The 17,269-nt window shown below is 67.1% G+C and carries 14 protein-coding genes and 1 tRNA gene; 12 read left to right on the plus strand and 3 right to left on the minus strand.

Features of this window, described 5'->3' with window-relative positions:
* The coding region (gene argH / locus JHC99_RS10870; protein ID WP_292154163.1) for an argininosuccinate lyase at positions 1 to 1,352 on the minus strand (1,352 nt) is incomplete at its 3' end.
* Between the two features lie 61 nt (positions 1,353 to 1,413).
* On the opposite strand from argH, the gene JHC99_RS10875 reads away from it, so the two are divergent.
* The 7 genes from JHC99_RS10875 (at position 1,414) to JHC99_RS10905 (ending at position 8,142) form a co-directional block, all read left to right on the plus strand.
* Positions 1,414 to 2,040: a TlpA disulfide reductase family protein gene (locus JHC99_RS10875; protein WP_292154140.1), complete on the plus strand. Its 627-nt coding sequence runs from the start codon at positions 1,414 to 1,416 to the stop codon at positions 2,038 to 2,040.
* 115 nt (positions 2,041 to 2,155) lie between these two features.
* Positions 2,156 to 3,514, plus strand: a complete 1,359-nt coding sequence (locus tag JHC99_RS10880; protein WP_292154142.1) for a glutamate--cysteine ligase — start codon at positions 2,156 to 2,158, stop codon at positions 3,512 to 3,514.
* A gap of 67 nt (positions 3,515 to 3,581) precedes the next feature.
* Positions 3,582 to 3,655: transfer RNA gene (locus JHC99_RS10885), tRNA-Gly, on the plus strand.
* Between the two features lie 14 nt (positions 3,656 to 3,669).
* Positions 3,670 to 4,044 (plus strand): hypothetical protein, encoded by a 375-nt coding sequence (locus JHC99_RS10890; RefSeq protein WP_292154143.1) that lies wholly within the window; start codon positions 3,670 to 3,672, stop codon positions 4,042 to 4,044.
* A gap of 90 nt (positions 4,045 to 4,134) precedes the next feature.
* Positions 4,135 to 5,955, plus strand: coding sequence for an alpha-amylase family glycosyl hydrolase (locus tag JHC99_RS10895; RefSeq protein WP_292154145.1), 1,821 nt, complete (start codon positions 4,135 to 4,137; stop codon positions 5,953 to 5,955).
* The gene (locus JHC99_RS10900) at positions 5,952 to 6,929 is read left to right on the plus strand and encodes an ROK family protein (RefSeq protein WP_292154147.1); all 978 of its coding nucleotides are present in this window, start codon (positions 5,952 to 5,954) and stop codon (positions 6,927 to 6,929) included. Before JHC99_RS10895 ends, JHC99_RS10900 begins: the two co-directional genes overlap by 4 nt.
* Positions 6,904 to 8,142, plus strand: a complete 1,239-nt coding sequence (locus tag JHC99_RS10905) for an MFS transporter (RefSeq protein ID WP_292154149.1) — start codon at positions 6,904 to 6,906, stop codon at positions 8,140 to 8,142. The genes JHC99_RS10900 and JHC99_RS10905 overlap by 26 nt, the downstream gene beginning before the upstream one ends.
* 58 nt (positions 8,143 to 8,200) lie before the next feature.
* Here the strand turns inward: JHC99_RS10905 and JHC99_RS10910 are convergent, their stop codons facing one another.
* Together JHC99_RS10910 and JHC99_RS10915 are read right to left on the minus strand one after the other, a co-directional pair.
* On the minus strand, positions 8,201 to 9,220 hold the full coding sequence (locus tag JHC99_RS10910; RefSeq protein WP_292154151.1) for a LacI family DNA-binding transcriptional regulator: 1,020 nt from the start codon (positions 9,218 to 9,220) through the stop codon (positions 8,201 to 8,203).
* 111 nt (positions 9,221 to 9,331) lie between these two features.
* Positions 9,332 to 11,782, minus strand: a complete 2,451-nt coding sequence (locus JHC99_RS10915) for a TonB-dependent siderophore receptor (RefSeq protein WP_292154153.1) — start codon at positions 11,780 to 11,782, stop codon at positions 9,332 to 9,334.
* Positions 11,783 to 12,102: 320 nt separating this feature from the next.
* Here JHC99_RS10915 and JHC99_RS10920 point away from each other — a divergent pair, with 320 nt between their 5' ends.
* From JHC99_RS10920 to JHC99_RS10940, 5 genes are all read left to right on the plus strand, one after another.
* Positions 12,103 to 12,759 (plus strand): neutral zinc metallopeptidase, encoded by a 657-nt coding sequence (locus JHC99_RS10920; protein ID WP_292154165.1) that lies wholly within the window; start codon positions 12,103 to 12,105, stop codon positions 12,757 to 12,759.
* A gap of 534 nt (positions 12,760 to 13,293) precedes the next feature.
* Positions 13,294 to 13,791 (plus strand): hypothetical protein, encoded by a 498-nt coding sequence (locus tag JHC99_RS10925; protein WP_292154155.1) that lies wholly within the window; start codon positions 13,294 to 13,296, stop codon positions 13,789 to 13,791.
* Between the two features lie 154 nt (positions 13,792 to 13,945).
* Positions 13,946 to 15,535, plus strand: a complete 1,590-nt coding sequence (locus JHC99_RS10930) for a DUF4331 domain-containing protein (protein WP_292154157.1) — start codon at positions 13,946 to 13,948, stop codon at positions 15,533 to 15,535.
* A 381-nt stretch (positions 15,536 to 15,916) separates the two neighbouring features.
* Entirely contained in the window at positions 15,917 to 16,393 is a 477-nt protein-coding gene (gene gspG / locus JHC99_RS10935; RefSeq protein ID WP_292154159.1) for a type II secretion system major pseudopilin GspG, read from the plus strand.
* Between the two features lie 200 nt (positions 16,394 to 16,593).
* The coding region (locus tag JHC99_RS10940; RefSeq protein WP_292154161.1) for a type II secretion system protein N at positions 16,594 to 17,269 on the plus strand (676 nt) is incomplete at its 3' end.

Consider the following 17,269-nt stretch of genomic DNA (forward strand, 5'->3'; position numbering starts at 1 on the left):
TTCCAATCGGCGATGCGCGCGCGGACCTGTTCCGGCGCGGTTCCCCCGAAACTCTGGCGGCTGGCGCAGGAGGCCTCGGGAGAGAGCACCTTGTAAACCGCCTCGGTGACGCCGGGTTCAAGGCTCTGCAATTCGGCGAGCGACAGTTGCGCCAGACCCACGCCTTTCGCTTCCGCCAACTTCACCGCCGCGCCGGTGACGTGGTGCGCCCGGCGGAACGGCAGGTCGATCTCGCGCACCAGCCAGTCGGCCAGGTCGGTCGCGGTCGAAAACCCCGCCCCCGCCGCCGCTGCCATACGCTGGGTGTTCGGAACGACCGCCGTGACCATGGCCGTCATCGCCGTCAGCGCCAGATCCAGGGCGTCGAACGCCTCGAACACCGGCGGCTTGTCCTCCTGCATGTCCTTGGAATAGGCGAGCGGCAGCCCCTTCATCACGGTCGACAGGGCGACGAACGAGCCGATGATCCGCCCGGTCTTGGCACGCACCAGTTCGGCGGCGTCGGGATTGCGCTTCTGCGGCATGATCGAGGAGCCGGTGGTCAGGTCGTCGGGCAGGGACGCGAAGCCGAACATCGGCGTCATCCACACCACGATCTCTTCGGCCAGCCGCGACAGATGCCCCGCCGTGATCGAGGCGGTGGACAGGCTCTCCAGCGCGAAATCCCGGTCGGACACGGCGTCGAGGCTGTTGGCCATCGGCCGGTCGAAACCCAGCTCTGCCGCCGTCGCATGGCGATCGATGGGGAAGGGTGAACCGGCCAGCGCGGCCGCCCCCAGCGGGTTCTCGTTCATCCGACGCCGCGCATCGGCAAAGCGCGAGGCGTCACGCCCGAACATCTCGACATAGGCCATCAGATGATGGCCGAAGGTCACCGGCTGGGCCGTCTGCAAGTGGGTGAAGCCGGGCATCAGGTCGCCCGCATGCTGTTCGGCCCGCGCCAGCAGGGCCCGCTGCAAGGCCACCAGCTGATGCCCGGTCCGGTCACAGGCGTCGCGGACCCACAGACGGAAATCGGTCGCCACCTGGTCATTGCGGCTCCGCGCCGTATGCAGCCGCCCCGACGGTTCGCCGATCAGCTCCGACAGCCGCGCCTCCACATTCATGTGGATGTCCTCGAAGGCGTCGCGGAAAGGAAACGACCCGTCCTCGATCTCGCCCTGGATCGTATCCAGCCCGCCCAGGATCGCCGCGCCGTCGTCAGCCCGGATGATCTTCTGCGCGATCAGCATCCGGCAATGGGCTCGCGATCCGGCCAGGTCCTGGGCCCACAGGCGCCTGTCCACGCCGATCGAGACATTGATGGCCTGCATGATATCGGCCGGGCGCGACGAAAAGCGCCCGCCCCACATGTCTTGACCGGCGGGCTTCTGTTCCGCCTTAGTCGTTTCTTCCGGGGTGGTGTTGTCGGTCATGAGCGGCTCGAAGACGGCGATAGGCGTGATTGTGGGCGTCGTGCTGATCGCGGCGATCGGCGGCGGCGCGTTCCTATACGCCAAGCCGGACGTCGTCGCCAAAGTTTCCACAACGCCCCAGCCCGCGCCGAAGAGCGACCTCGCCCGCTTCGCCACCGGATCCCTGGCCCGGCTGGAGACCCCCGCCGCCATCCCGGCCGCCCCCGCCTATGTGTTCAAGACCCGCGACGGCGCCGACACCACCTTCGCCGACTTCCGGGGCAAGGTCGTGCTGGTCAATCTGTGGGCCATGTGGTGCGCCCCCTGCCGCACCGAGATGCCGACCATCGCCGCCCTCGCCACCACCTATGCCGACAGGCCGGTCGTGGTCCTGCCCATCAATGTCGATACCGGCGCCGACAAAATAGCCGACGCCACCTCCTTCATCGACGTCCACGAGCCCCTGCCCCTCTACAGCGATCCCAAATTCCAGCTGCCGTTCGAGTTTCCGGGCAAGGGCAAGATGCCCCAGACCATACTGCTGGACCGTCAGGGCCGCATCCGCGCGTCCTTCGCCGGCGAGGCCGACTGGAACAGCCCCGAGGCCCACGCCCTGATCGACGCCTTGCTGGCCGAACCGGCCTGATCGCAACCGTCGCTATTAGAAATCCTCTTGGCCCACAGGCTTGATGCGGCACGGTTTCCCGCCCATCTAGCCGCCACAGGGACCGATACGGTTTGCGTATCGGAAGGGACGACCCATGGCCAATCCGCCGCTCACTCGCGACCAGCTCGTGTCCGTCATGTCCGGTGGGGCCAAGCCCCGGGACCAGTGGCGGGTCGGCGCCGAGCATGAGAAATTCGGCTTCGACAAGTCCACCCTGCGCCGCCCGGCCTATGAGGGTCCAAACGGCATCCACGCCATGCTGACCGGCCTGCAACGCTTCGGCTGGGCGCCGGTAGAGGAAGGCGGCCACCTGATCGCCCTGAGCCGCAAGAACGCCGAAGGGTTCACCGCCTCCATCAGCCTGGAGCCCGGCGGCCAGTTCGAGCTGTCGGGCGCGCCGCTCCTGACCATTCACGACATCTGCAACGAGACCGGCCAGCATCTGATGGAGGTCAAGCAGGTCGCCGATCAGCTGAACCTCGGCTTCCTCGGTGCCGGCTTCGACCCCTTGTGGACCCGCGCCGACGTGCCGGTCATGCCCAAGGGCCGCTACGACATCATGCGCGCCTACATGCCCAAGAAAGGCAATCTGGGCCTCGACATGATGCTGCGCACCTGCACCATCCAGGCCAATCTCGACTATGAGTCCGAGGCCGACATGGTGCTGAAGTTCCGTACGTCCCTGGCGCTCCAGCCCATCGGCACCGCCCTTTTCGCCTGTTCGCCGTTCACGGAGGGCAAGCCCAACGGCTTCCTGTCGGCCCGCGCCAACGTCTGGACCGACACTGATCCCGACCGCACCGGCATGATCGACTTCGTCTTCCAGGACGGCTTCGGCTACGAACGCTATGCCGACTATGCGCTCGACACCCCGATGTATTTCGTCAAGCGCGACGGCAGATACCTCGATGCCTCGGGCCTGTCGTTCCGCGACTTCATGGCTGGGAAACTGTCGATCCTGCCCGGTGAATACCCGACCATGGCGGACTGGAACGACCACCTGACCACCCTCTTTCCCGAGGTCCGGCTGAAGTCCTATCTGGAGATGCGCGGCTCGGACGGCGGCCCGTGGAGCCGGATCTGCGCCCTGCCCGCCCTGTGGACCGGGATCTTCTACGACGCCCCCTCGCTCGCCGCCGCCTGGGATCTGTGCAAGGACTGGGACATCGACGACCACGAACGCCTGCGCCGCGACGTGACCCGCCTGGGCCTGAAGGCCGAGGTGGCGGGTCGCTCCGTCCGCGACATCGCCGTCGACATGGTCACCATCGCCCGCCAGGGCCTGAAGAACCGCGCCCGCTTCAGCGGCGGCATGGTCGACGAGCGCGGCTATCTGTCGGAACTGGAAGACATCGCCGACTCAGGCCTGACCCCCGCCGACCGCCTGCTGGCCCTGTATCACGGCGACTGGCAGGGCGACGTCACCCGCATCTACCGCGACTTCGCCTACTGAAGCACGCGGGGCGGGGCGCGAAAGCCTTTGCCTTCGCGCCCTCCCGGTCTATATCGCCCAGGCTTCCGCGGGCGTGATGTAGTGGTAGCCTGAAAGCTTCCCAAGCTTTTCGTGCGGGTTCGATTCCCGCCGCCCGCTCCAAGGCTTGGATCGTTGTGTCCGCCAAGGGCGATTATGAGACTGTCGCCCTCGCCCTCGCCCTCGCCGGCGCGCTGGGTGCCTCGGGCTTCGGCGACAGGGCTTCCGGTCTGGGCGCGATCGTCCAGTCTCTCGGTCGCATCATGGGTGGAGTCTTCGTCTTTCCGCAGGGCGGCCCGGCGGTACATCAGGCATCGCTCGTCGCTGCCGATGCGATCGCGGTGATCACGTCCGCTCCGTTGCGTGTCATGATCGCGGTCGCCGACGGCCGTTCTAGCAAGCAGATCGCGCACGACCTCGGCCTCAGCGAGGCCACTATGCGTGCCTCCAGGAGCGAAAACGGGCGGCCCGGTTTGGGCTATGACTTCACAGATCAAAAGAAGGCGCTGTAACCGATACATCTGTCTTGCAATCGATTGCATTTGGCGCTTGATTGGGGCGGGGCGCAGCCTTGCGGTTCAGTCAGAAGTCGGTTGGCGTCCATGTCCTACAGATCGCCCTATATCCTCGACGACGATCCCGTTTGCGGTCACCCGCTTTGGTCGGAGTTCGAGGCACGGTTTCAGGACATCTACGGGTCGGGGCCCGAAGGCGCACCTCTGCTGGCGCGACTTGCAGGCAGTCTGGCCACCGCCCTGCGAACGCGCCCGTCAGCCTTGGCAGAGCAGGATCGGGTCAGGGCGGCTTCGCCTGACTGGACGTCGGCGTCGGGCAACGTGGTGTACACCTTCTATGTCGACCGCTTCTCGCAGGATCTCACGGGGCTGATCGGAAGGCTCGACTATCTCCAGAGCCTCGGCGTGCGCTGGCTTCATCCCCTTCCGCTGCTCAGATCGCGACCCGGCGACAGCGACGGCGGCTTTGCAGTGGCGGATTTTCGCGAGATCGAGCCGCATCTGGGGAGCATGGCCGACCTGACCGACCTGACCACGGCGCTGCATGCGCGGGGCATGGGTCTGCTGCTGGACGTGGTGTGCAATCACACGGCTCGCGAACATGCCTGGGCCGCAGCGGCGCGCGCGGGCGATCCCGCTTACCGCGAATTTTATCGGATCGAGTCGACCGAAGCGGCCGTCGCGGCCTGGGAAGCGAACCTGATCGACGTCTTTCCCGACACCGCGCCGGGCAGCTTCACCCACGACCCCGCCATGGGCGGCTGGGTGTGGACCACCTTCTATCCGTTCCAGTGGGACCTGAACTACGCCAACCCTGCCGTCTTCATCGAGATGCTGGAAGTACTTCTGTTCCTCGCCAACCAAGGGGTCGACGGCTTTCGCCTGGACAGCGCGCCCTTCCTCTGGAAGCGCGAGGGGACCTCGTGTCGCAACCAGCCAGAGGCCTATCGGATCGTCGAGGCCTGGCGCGCGGCCCTGTCGATCGTGGCACCCGGCGTCGTCCTGCTGGCCGAGGCGATCGAGAGCATCGACGACGTCCTGCCGTTCTTCGGTCAACAGTCGCCGGGATGCGACCTGGCCTACAACAACGGGGTCATGACCGCCCTGTGGGGTGCACTGGCCGACGAGGACGCGGGTATCGCCAGGACCTTGATCGAGGCGGCGTCGGTGCGGCCGGCGCACGCGGCCTGGCTCAACTATGTCCGCTGCCATGACGACCTGATCTGGAACGCGCTCGCGGCCTATGCGGAACCCCGCGACCTGAAACGTTGGTCCGACTTCTATGCGGGCGGAGGGTTCTCGGGGGGGCGAGCCTTCCAGACCGCGCCGGGGGGCGTGCCCTCGACCAACGGCATGGCGGCGGCCCTGGTCGGTCTCGGGCGCGAGGGCGTCGATCAGGCGCTGGCCGCGCGTCGGCTCAGCCTGCTGTACGGGATCATCCACGGCCTGGACGGCTGGCCCCTGATCTATATGGGCGACGAGGTGGCGCTGGGGAACGACGAGGCCTTCGACCGGGACCCGGCCCGTCGCGACGAGGGCCGCTGGCTGCACCGGCCGGTGATGGACTGGAGCGTGGTGGAGGGGCGTGACGACCCCGACCGGATCGAGGGCCGGACCTTCACGGCGCTGCGGCGATTCGGCGACCTGGCCCGGTCACTGGATGGGCTCGACATTCGCGGGCCGGCCCGGCCGGTCGCCCTGACCCAAAAGGCCGTGCTGGCGTTCGAGCGCGTCGAGGGGTCGCGCCGGCTGCTCGTTCTGGCCAATCTGTCGCCCCGTGGCGTGGCCGCCGATCTTCCGCCAGGGTGGACCGGCGGAGGCCGCGATCTGGTGTCGGGCCGCGACCAGAGCGGACCGTCGATCATGCTGGAGCCCTACGCGCTGCTCTGGCTGGCGGACCGGACATGAGCCGTTTCGCCGGCATTGAACTGGGCGGCACCAAGGTGCTGGTGGCCTTCGGCTCGAGCCCGGACGACCTGTCGGTGCCTGTGCGAATCCCGACCACGACGCCGGACGAGACATTGGCCGCCGTCAGCGACCTGCTGGCGCTCCAGCACGGTCAGCACCCCTTCGACGCGATCGGCGTCGCCACCTTCGGTCCGGTGCGGCTGGATCGTGACGCGCCCGACTGGGGCCGGATCCTGCCGACGCCCAAGCCGGGCTGGACCGGGGCCGACCTGATCGGACGCTTGCGCCGTTTCGCGGTGCCCGTCGCGCTGGAAACCGACGTGGCTGGCGCAGCCCTGGCCGAGGGGCGGTGGGGCGCGTCACGGGGCCTGATCGACCACGCCTATGTCACGGTCGGTACCGGCGTGGGCGTCGGGATCATCAGCGGCGGTCGACCCGTGCACGGCCTGATGCACCCCGAGGCGGGACATGTCCCGGTGTCGCGCGATCCGGCGCGCGATCCGTTCCAGGGTGCCTGTCCCTTCCACGGCGACTGTCTGGAGGGGCTGGTGTCCGGACCGGCGCTGGCGGCGCGACTGGGCCGACCCGGCGAGACCGTCGCGGCGGACGATCCGGTCTGGGACCTGATCGCCGACTATCTGGCGCAACTCGCCGCGACCCTGACCTATGTGGCCGCCCCCCGACGGATCGTGATCGGCGGCGGCGTCGGGGGCAATCCGGCCCTGCTGGAGCGTGTCCGAACGGCCCTGAAGACGCGGCTCGGCGGCTATCTGCCGGCCCTGGACGATGACGCGGCCCTCGCGGCCTATCTGGTCCCGCCCGGCCTGGGCGAGCGATCGGGCGTTCTGGGCGCAATCGCCCTGGCCGCCGACATCTTTGGACAATCGAGACCCCGCAAGACGGCAACCGCACCGGCGGCCGACCGGGGGTCCGTGGAGGACGACGCCCGTGACACAGACCGCACCGACGCCTGACCGGGCGCTGAACACCCGGCTCATCAAGGGCCTGACGTTCATGATGTTCATGATGTTCGCGATGACCACGGATTCAGTCGGCGTGATCATTCCGGAGGTCATCCGCGAGTTCGACCTGGGCATGACTGCGGGCGGCGCGTTTCACTATGCCAGCATGAGCGGGATCGCCCTGGCCGGGCTGATGCTGGGCTTCCTCGCCGACCGCCTGGGTCGCAAGCCGGCCATCATCCTGGGGCTGGCCCTGTTCGCGGGCGCGGCCTTCCTGTTTGCGGTGGGACGGTCGTTCGAGTTCTTCCTGGTGCTGCTGTTCGTCTCGGGGGCGGCGATCGGGGTGTTCAAGACCGCAGCCTTGGCCCTGATCGGCGACATCTCGACCTCGACCAAGTCGCACACCGCCACCATGAACACGGTCGAGGGCTTCTTCGGCGTCGGCGCCATCATCGGCCCGGCCATCGTCGCCGCCCTGCTGGCCGGGGGCGCATCGTGGAAATGGCTCTATGTGATCGCCGGCGTCCTGTCGGTCGGCCTGATCCTGACGGCGCTGATGGTGCGCTATCCGACGGCGGTGAAGACCGCCGCGCCGCCGACCGACCTGAAGTCCACCGTGCGCATGATGCGCGACCCTTACGCCCTGGCCTTCAGCCTGGGGACCATGCTGTACGTGGGGGTGGAGACCGCCATCTACGTCTGGATGCCGACCCTGCTGCTAGGCTACGATGGCCCGGCCGTCTGGGTCGCGGTCTATGCCCTGTCGATCTTCTTCGTGCTGAGGGCCGCTGGCCGGTTTCTGGGGGCCTGGATGATGAGCCGGTTCCGCTGGACCACCGTGCTGGTCGTCGCCAGCCTGGCCATCCTGATCTGTTTCGCCGGATCGATCGCGGGCGGGCGGAGCGCGGCAGTCTGGCTGCTGCCGCTGTCGGGCCTGTTCATGTCGGTGATCTACCCGACCCTGAACTCCAAGGGCATCAGCTGCTTCGCCAAGGCGGAACACGGCGCGGTGGCGGGCGTGATCCTGTTCTTCACCTGCGTCAGCGCCGTGCTGGCACCGCTCGCCATGGGCGCGGTCAGCGACATCTTCGGCGCGCCGATCTACGGCTTCGTGCTGGCGACGGTTCTGGCGGCGATCCTGTTCGGCGCGCTGGCGGTCAACGCGGTCCTGGACCCCGCCAAAGCCCGCCTGGCCCGGTTCGACGACAGCCAGTACGGGGTCTAGAATCGCGCGAGTTCACGATCTCGAATGACGCGATCCACGCCATTCGCATCCGTTCGCCTCAGGCCGACTGACGCACGATCAGTTCGGGGGGCAGGATGACGGAGTCCGTCTCCTCGCCCGCCAGCCGCCGCATCAGCAGATCCACCATGGCGATGGCGCCCGCGCCGATGTCCTGACGCACGGTCGTCAGGGCCGGAGTAGCGTGGATGGCGATCTCCAGGTCGTCGTAGCCGACCACGGCCACGTCGCCGGGCACCAACAGCCCCCGCTCGGTCAGGGCGCGGATCGCGGCCATGGCGATGATATCCGTGGCCGCGACGATGCCGTCCACGCGCGCGCCGCCGTCCAGGAACTCGCCGATGGTCTCATAGGCCGTCTGGGGCGTCAGATGCACGGCCAGCAGGTGCTCGGGCGGGGCGGCGCCCGCCTTCCTGTGCGCCGCCAGGAAACCCTCGTAACGCTCGCCCAGCTCGGGGAAGTCCGGATTGCCGAAGAAGGCGAGGTGGCGTCGCCCGCCGTTCAGCAGATGCAGGGTGGCCATCTCGCCGCCCGTGCGGTTGTTGGTCCCGACGGTGCACTGGACCCTTCCCGGAAAACTGGCACCCCAGATCACCAGCGGCGGATAGCGCCGCGCCACCGCCTCAATGGTCTCGATCTGGTCCGACTGGCCGATGATCAGAACCCCGTCGACCCGGCCGGAATCGGTCATGTTGGCCAGCCAGTCGCTGTCCGAAGGAATGACCCGCGACAGCAGAAGATCATAGCCGCGCGCGGTCAGCGCGTCCGCCAGATGCCCCAGCAGGGTGATGAAGAACGGATCCGAGACCGGCTGGCCGATCTCGTGTCCCAGCGGCAGGATGACCGCGATCGCCTGGGTCTTACCGGTCCTGAGATTGCGCCCCACCACATTGGGCCGATAGCCGTGCTCGCGCGCCAGGGCGGTGATGCGCTCGCGCGTCTCCTGACGGATCGCCGGATTGCCGGCCAGGGCGCGCGACACGGTCGAGGTCGACAGCCCCGCCAGGCGCGCCAGATCGGCCAGGCTTCCGACGGTTTTCTTCGTGAGCGGCATAGGCATGGAATGAGCGGTCGCGGCCGGTGCGTCAAAAAGAAAAAGCGGCCCGGTCGAAACCGGGCCGCGAGTTGAACTGGCCGCGCCTTTGGAGGGGTTAGCGGACGGCTGGTCTGGTCAGAACGTGTAACGCAGGGTCAGGCTGGCTGTTCGCCCGTTGAGGGTCCGGGCGCGCAGGATGTTGGCCGCCCCTCCGGTGATCGAGCCTTCCTCGCTCTCGGTGACCGCGAACTCGTCGAAGACGTTGTTGACGTTCAGCGACAGCGACAGGTCCTCGGTCAGGTCATAGCTGGCGAACGGATTGACGATGACATAGCCGGGCAGGACCAGCTGGTTGTCGAACTGGGCATAGGAATCGGTCGTGCCGACCACGTTGGCCCCGACCCGCAATCCGCCCCAGCTGTACGATCCCGTCGCCTGATAGACCCAGTCGGCCTGACGCCGGGGCGTGTTGCCGACGTTGGCGGGGTTCAGGCGATCGGCGGTGATTTCCGCATTGGTCCAGGTCACGCCGCCCGAAAAATCGAACCCGCCGTTGCGATAGAAGGCTTCGACCTCGATCCCCTTCGCCTCGTATTCGGCGTCGGTGAAGGTCTGGCTGGTGGCCTCGAAATTGGTTTCCTCGGTCCTGGCCAGGAAGGCCGTGGCGAACAGTTGCACCGGCCCGCTGCGATAACGGACGCCGGCCTCGTACTGATCCACCATGTCGACGGCGGCGTCCGAACTGCGGATGTTGCCGTTGGCCAGGATTGCCGGACCGAACAGCAGACGATCGGCGTTGGCGCGACCGCCCCGGCTTGCGCGACCGAAGACGGCCATGTCGTCGCTGACCTGATAGTTGGCCCCGATCGACCAGGACGCGTAGTTCCAGTCGTAGTCGACGGGCTTGGTGTTGGCGAAATCGATCACCGTGACCTTGGTCTCGGGCACCTGGATCACCCCGTCGCCGGAGATGTCGCGGGTGGCGACGATGCCGTCGGCGAAGGTCCCGCTGGCGGTGCCCGAGTCGTAACGCAGCGAGCCGTCGACGATCAGGGGGCCGGCCTCCCAGCTCAGCGCCACATAGGGGGCGTCGATGTCATAGCCGACGTCGTAGGACCGGCGGCAGCAGTTGCCGAAGAAGGTCGCGCCATAGCCGACCAGGCCGTTCTGCGTCTGCTTCACGCCGGCGCTGCTGAAGACGTCGACCAGAGCGGCGTTGTCGCCCTTCACTTCCAGCAGATACGAGTTCCACAGCCAGTCCATGTCGATCTGCTGGCTGGACCGGTAGTAGCCGAAGGTGGCCTTCAGCGTGCCCGTCCCGGCGTCGAACTCGCGTTCCAGCTTCAGGTCGTTGGCCATGTTGCCGAAATCGTTGATCTCGGTGTCGAACAGAACGATCGAGGCGATCAGCCCATTGCCGTTGACGCCGGCGGGAACCAGTTGACCCGCATTGGCCCCGTTGGCGTAGCGAGCGACCGAGCCTGCGCCGCCGATCGACACGGCCGTCGCGCTGGGCGAGGCCACACCGGCGGTGAAGGGCGACACGAACCGACCCGAGGCCGAGGCGATGCGGAACTTGTCGGTCAGGGTCCAGCCGGCGCCGAGGTCGAAGCTGGCCTCCAGCCCGCCCGAGAGGACTTCCGGATGCATGCCGTCGGCGATGTCGGAGACACGCGGACCGTTCGATCCGTCCAGGCCGGGGCTGTTGCGGAACAGGGCCGAATGCAGGGTCTGGCTGGACGCGTCATAGCCCGGCAGCGGACCCCAGCTGGGGTCGCTGTTCGTGCCCGTCACCCGGATCGGCGACGGCAGATAGCCGATGGCCCGGTCGTTCAGATACTTGGCGCTGAGCCGGACATAGCCGCTTTCGAACTCGCGGGTCAGCGAGGCGCGAACCTGGCCGCCCTCTTCGCCGGTATAGCCCGCATCGCGCGCGCCCTCGCCGGTGCGATAGAAGCCCCCGATCGAGCCGAACATGTTTTCGCTGATGCGGCCACCGTACTGGAAGTCGCCGCGCGTGGTGTCGAAATCCAGCCCCTTGGTCAGGGCGAAGCTGCCGCCGTCACGGGCACCCGTCTGGGTGATCAGGTTTATGACGCCGCCCGGCGAGTTGGACGCGAAGGTCGAGGCCGAACCCCCGCGCACCGCCTGGACCCGGGCCACGGTGGCATCATAGCGGGTGAAGATGTCGGCGTTGCCGAACGCGATGTCGCCGAACTCCAGGATCGGCAGGCCGTCCTCCTGGATCTGGAGGAATTTGGCACCCCCCGTCGAGATAGGCAGGCCGCGTACGGCGATATTGGCGTTGCCCTCGCCGCCCGACGATTCGGAACGGATGCCCGGAATGCTGCGGAAGATTTCGGCGGTGGAACGCGGCGCCAGGTCTTCGACCGCCTCGGCGCTCAGGGTTGTGACCGACACGCTGGAGCGAAGGGTGGTGCTGGAGCCCGCGACCGCGGTCACGACGATCTCGTCGACCGTCGTGGTTTCCGGCTCGGCGCTCTGGTCCGCCGACTGGGCCCAGGCCCCGGTGCTCCCGAGAGCCGCCAGCAGCGCGCCCGCACAAACGACAGTGATCCGCTTCATGGTGTCTTCCCCAATTCCCTCGGGCTTCTGAATGAGCCCGTGAAGTCGACAATACCTCAAATGCAATCGATTGCAACAATCGTTTGCATTATTCGATGGATGGGCCGCTGAAGCCGCCTTGAATCCGGGCATTCCCGCCGTTGCCGCCATTTTCTACGCCAGACCGGTGGCCGCCGCCGGCCCAATGCCGTCTGATCCACAGTGGGTGGCCGTGCAGCCGATAGCGGGCGTCACGCTCAGTTTGTGGTAGGGCTCGCTCCCCTTTGTCGGCCAGACAATCTGTCTCGGCGACGGAGCAATCGGAGTTTGCGTTCGTGCCGATGACTTTCGTCACACTTTCACTGACTCTGCTGGGCCTGTCCCAGGTCGGAGGCGAGATCGACAGCCACAGTGAACAGCAGAACGTCTATGAAGCGATGGTTCAGTCGACGACGGCAGAGTGGACGTCTGCATTTGCTGCGAGAGGATCGCTCTACGCCCCGCCGCGCATCGTTTTCCTGCAGACTCCGGTGGGCCACCCGGCTCGCGGTGCCGGCTATTCGGCGGATGTCGGGGTCGTGCTGGACCTGGGCGACCTGAACGCGGTCTCACAGGGTCTGGGCGACGACGGCCCTTCCATGGCGGCACTCCTGGTGGCCCACGAGGTCGGCCACCACGTTCAGCACCTCATGGGTGACGATCCTGAGGTCCGGGGACCCCGGCGGGAGCTTCAGGCCGATTGTCTGGCAGGATGGTGGATCGCAGCGGCCGGCCGCCGCGCGCAGGCTGACCATCGCCCGCCCGCTTATCCCGCCATCGACCTTGATCTCCGGCTGGCACAGACGCTGGACATGCTCGAGGCGGTTCAGACGCGATCGGCCCCAGGGTCACCCGTCGATCGCACAAGCCACGGCACGACCGCTGATCGGGTCACGGCCGTCACACGCGGTATGGCAGCGTCGGAACCGTGGACGTGTCTCTGGGGTACAAACCCCTGAGCGGAGCCGTTTGCATCCTTGAAGCCGATCAGGCGTAGCTGGGAGGTGAAACGGGCGACGCTGATCAACAGGCTGACAGATCCCATGACGCAGGTTCGGCGTGGGCTCTGGGGAGCCTTGCCTCTGCCGTTGCGATCGTTGGCGCGTCGCATCACGTCCAGCATCGCGAAGCGTCCCCGCCGGGTGGCGCTTCCAGCCATCGTCCTCGTTCACCTCGTCATCCTGTCCGCGCTGGCCATTCGCCCCCCTCCAACGGCACCCGACCTGAGCCGGTACATAGACGTCTCGCTGGCGGACGGCCGCGGGATTGCCTCTCCGATCGCATCCGCGCCAAAGCCACCGACGGAATCGCACGACATCCAGGAGCCGGAGCCGGAGCCGCGCCTGGAACCGGCGGAGGAGGCCAGTTCACCTGCCGAAGAGGCCGCGCCGCAAACCGAAGCGCGCGATCCAGTTCCGACAACCCCTGCTGCACCGCCGGTTCAAGGTGAGCCACCTGCGGAAAGTGCAGATTCGTCGACCGAAAGCCCCGATGTGCTGGCTCTGGTCGAACAGATGACGGGTGCCGACGCGACGGCGCTCAACACCCCTCCGGCACAGATCGCCGCCCTGTCGGAGGAGCAGCTGGAGCGTCTCCGGGCGGCGGCTTTCGGCCCGAGCGGAGGCTGTGCAATCGATGCGCTGCTACAGGACCGGTACGGTCGTGATGAAGCGGTTCAGGCAGCCCTGACGGCCATTCCGTCAACGGCCCGATCGGTCTCGAATGCCATACAGCTGTGGGACGGCGACTGGGTTGCTCCGCCCGAAGCCGTGGCCGCCGATCCATTGGCCGTCGTCAGGGCCATGACGATCGAGGTCGTCGAGAACGCTCCGCCCCGGTGCCGCAACCAGCCTCTGCGCGGTCCCCGGTTCGTGATCGTGCCGCTTCCGGAGGGGGCCACGATGGTTGTTGTGATCGGCTCGGGGGAGTGGCGGTGGGTCGACGTCCTGCCCAGGCGTCAGCCGCGGCTGTTGCGCTGGCTCGGCCTCTAGAACCACCTGCGGCGGGGCGACCGCCAACTTTTTTTCGCCGCAGATGCATCCGGAATGTGGCGAATGGCGTTGCTGGGACATGGAAGTCCGTTGTGCAGGCGGCAGACGTCCGACGCAGAAGTCGAACACCGTCAAACGCTCCAGGAGAGCCCGCATGCACCCGACCCACCGTCATCGCCTTGCGATGGCCACCGCCCTTTCTACGATCGTCGCGCTCGGCGCAGCCCCGACACTGGCGTCCAGCCACCGGGAGGCCGCCGCCATCACCAAGTCGCCCAAGGTCGACGGCACCGACTTCTATATGTTCCGCAGTTATGAGCCCGGACGCGAAGCGTTCGTGACCCTGATCGCCAACTATCAGCCTCTCCAGGGTCCCGGTTACGGCCCCAACTATTTCACCCTGGATCCCGACGCGATCTATGAGATTCACATCGACAACAACGGCGACGCGGCCGAAGACATCACCTTCCAGTGGAAGTTCACCAATACGCTGCGCAACGGCGGCAACGGCGCGACGATCAGCGTGGGCGGCAAGACCCTGCCGATCGCGCTGCGCGCCATCGGCCAGGTCACAGGCGGTGACGATCCCGATCTGGGCGAACAGGAAAGCTATACGATCAACGTGATCCGCGGCGATCGCCGAACCGGTACGATCCAGCCGATCACCACGCCCGGCGGTACGAACGTCACCATTCTGAAGCCGCTCGACAATGTCGGCAACAAGACCATCCCCAACTACGCCGCCTATGCCAACGGCTTCATCCAGGCCGTCAACATCCCGGGCTGCGCCACGGCGGGTCGAGCCTTTGTCGGACAACGGGCCGAGGCCTTCGCCGTCAACCTGGGCGAGTCCTTCGACCTGGTGAACTATGTCCCGATCGAGGGCGACAGTGCCCCCGGCGCAGGCGACGGTCGCGGCTTTCCCGGCGGCATCACCCAGAATCGCGCCAATGACGACCTCGTCGGAAGCCTGAACGTCACGTCGATCGCGCTCGAGGTGCCGGTCAGCTGCCTGACCGGCACCGGAAACGGTGTGATCGGCGGCTGGACGACCGCCAGCCTGCCACAGGCCACGCTGCGCGACCCGACGCCGACCTTTACAAATCCGACAGTGAATGGCGGCGCCTACGTCCAGGTGTCGCGTCTGTCGCACCCGCTGGTCAACGAACTGGTCATCGGCCTGCCGCAGAAGGATCTGTTCAACGCAGCCGAGCCGACCGGCGACGCCGCCCTGGCCGACTATGTGACCAACCCGACCTTCCCGGCCATCCTGAACGCCCTGTTCCGGGGCCCGGTCAACGCGACCCTGGGAACCAACATCGCGGACCTTGCACCCAACAACTTCCCCCGCAATGACCTGGTCGCCACCTTCCTGACCGGTATCCCCACCCTGAATCAGCAGCAGACGGTGCGCGGTGCGGAGATCATGCGACTGAATACGGCCATCGCACCGACCCCCCGGGCGACGCAAAGCACGTTCGGCGTGGTCGGCGACGACCTGGCGGGCTATCCCAACGGCCGGCGTCCCGGCGATGATACGGTGGACATCACCCTCCGCGTCGCCATGGGCCGGCTCTGCTATCCGGTGCCGATCAACAGCGTCCAGACCGCTTTGGGGCTCTGCCAGCCGGCCAACGCGCCCGTCGGCAACGTCAACTTCACGGACGGGGCACCGATCCGGGCGACTGAACTCCAGAACGCCTTCCCCTACCTGAACACGCCTCTGCCCGGTGCCAGCCGATGAGCGCGCAATCGCAAAGGCCTTCGCAGCGGCTCGTCGTCCGCGTGCTGTTGGGTGGGGCCGCGGCGTCGGCCCTGATGGGGCTGGCGGCCTGTGGCGGAGGAGGGAGCGATGGAGCCACGGCTCCCCCGCCGCCGACGATGACGCCCCAGGGTGCGCAACGGTTCGGTCTCGGCTTCGCCACCAGCTTCGGGGCGTCGGCGAACTCAGATCCCCGTGATCCGGGCATGAACGATATCATTGCGTTGAGCCTGACGTCTGATCCGATCGAAGTCCCCTGATCAGGACATCTGCGGGCGCTGCGGCGGGGCTCACACCGGGCCCCGCCGTTGTCGTTTCAGTCGGATTATGACGCGTCAGTGCGGGCTTTTCACAGTGATCACAATGTTACAGACGCCCGGGCACAGGCGAAGCGAGGACTGCGCCGAGACAGGCAGAACCCCCACACCGAGGTCCGGGTTTACCCTGATCGAAATGATCGTGGTGCTTGCCATCATCGCCGTTGTCGCCCTGATGATCCTGCCCAACATCATCGGACGGCCGGATCAGGCCCGGGTGACGGTGGCCAAGACCGATCTGCGCACCATCTCCGCGGCGCTCAAGGTCTATCGCCTCGACAACGGCGACTATCCCACGACAGGTCAGGGCCTGGCCGCACTGGTCGATCGGCCGACCACGCCGCCGGTCGCGAACAACTGGTCCGAGGAAGGCTATCTGCCCGAGGTTCCAGTCGATCCGTGGGGGGCCGCCTATGTCTACGAGAGCCCGGGCAGGGGGCGCGCCTTTGATCTGATGAGCCTGGGCAAGGATGGAAAGGTCGGCGGCGACGGACTGGCTGCGGACCTCGTTGCGGAACGCTGACGACTCCGGCACGTCTGACTGCCAGAAGGTGCGCCACCGGTACCGCGTTGGTCGCGGCGACCCACTCCAGGTGGCCTGCGGGAATGGAATATGATGGCTGCGTCTCCCGTGTCTCCGAGGTCCAGGTGCTCCAGAGCCCGCAGCCGCGTGGAGGTCGAAATACGAATGACGGACTTCGTCGCGCGCCGGGTTATCCGGACGTGATCCACCGCATTCTGATCCTGATCCGACGACTGGAGGCACCCCTGGCGCTCCAACTGCTGAGGGCTGCCGTCGTGATTTCGGTCGCCGTCGCCGCCGCGCCGGTGTTGTGGCGGATTTCCGGATATGACGACGGGCGCGACAGGATCGTGATCGCCCCGCCGGCCGGGGCGACCGCCACAACAACGGACCTCGCGGCCATTCTGGCCTGGTCGCCGTTCGGCAGCCCGCAGGACGCCGCTCAGGAAGCAGGGGGCGGGCTGGTCCTCAAGGCGATCTTCATGGCGATCCCGGCCGAGGCGTCGAGCGCGGTGATCGCGGTCGGCGATGCGCCGCCGGTTTCGGTCAGGCCGGGACAGGCGCTCTCCACGGGAGCGGTCGTTCAATCAATTCAGATCGATCACGTCATCCTGGAGATCAGTGGGCAAGCCGCGCGACTGGGTTTTCCCGCACCGGCCGCCCTGATCGACGCCCCGGTCGCGCCTGCGAACGGGCTGACGATCATCGCGCCCGCCAATCAAGCGTCCCGGACAGCCTCTGCTACCCCTCCCACTCCCTTGGTCAGCCCGCCCGCAACGGGCACCATTCCGTCTGTTGTCGATGCCTACCGCCAAAGGCTGGCCGGTAACGCGACGGGGCTCGCTCAAGGCGCGGACATCACCCCGACCGAACAGG

This window comes from Brevundimonas sp. (assembly GCF_016463485.1).
GTDB lineage: Bacteria > Pseudomonadota > Alphaproteobacteria > Caulobacterales > Caulobacteraceae > Brevundimonas.

Excerpts from the sequence above, each read along its gene's own strand:
- JHC99_RS10875 (WP_292154140.1), top strand. The coding sequence starts at position 1,414 with ATGAGCGGCTCGAAGACGGCGATAGGCGTGATTGTGGGCGTCGTGCTG.
- JHC99_RS10880 (WP_292154142.1), top strand. The coding sequence starts at position 2,156 with ATGGCCAATCCGCCGCTCACTCGCGACCAGCTCGTGTCCGTCATGTCC.
- JHC99_RS10895 (WP_292154145.1), top strand. The coding sequence starts at position 4,135 with ATGTCCTACAGATCGCCCTATATCCTCGACGACGATCCCGTTTGCGGT.
- JHC99_RS10900 (WP_292154147.1), top strand. The coding sequence starts at position 5,952 with ATGAGCCGTTTCGCCGGCATTGAACTGGGCGGCACCAAGGTGCTGGTG.
- JHC99_RS10910 (WP_292154151.1), bottom strand. The coding sequence starts at position 9,220 with ATGCCTATGCCGCTCACGAAGAAAACCGTCGGAAGCCTGGCCGATCTG.
- JHC99_RS10915 (WP_292154153.1), bottom strand. The coding sequence starts at position 11,782 with ATGAAGCGGATCACTGTCGTTTGTGCGGGCGCGCTGCTGGCGGCTCTC.
- JHC99_RS10920 (WP_292154165.1), top strand. The coding sequence starts at position 12,103 with ATGACTTTCGTCACACTTTCACTGACTCTGCTGGGCCTGTCCCAGGTC.
- JHC99_RS10930 (WP_292154157.1), top strand. The coding sequence starts at position 13,946 with ATGCACCCGACCCACCGTCATCGCCTTGCGATGGCCACCGCCCTTTCT.
- gspG (WP_292154159.1), top strand. The coding sequence starts at position 15,917 with ATGTTACAGACGCCCGGGCACAGGCGAAGCGAGGACTGCGCCGAGACA.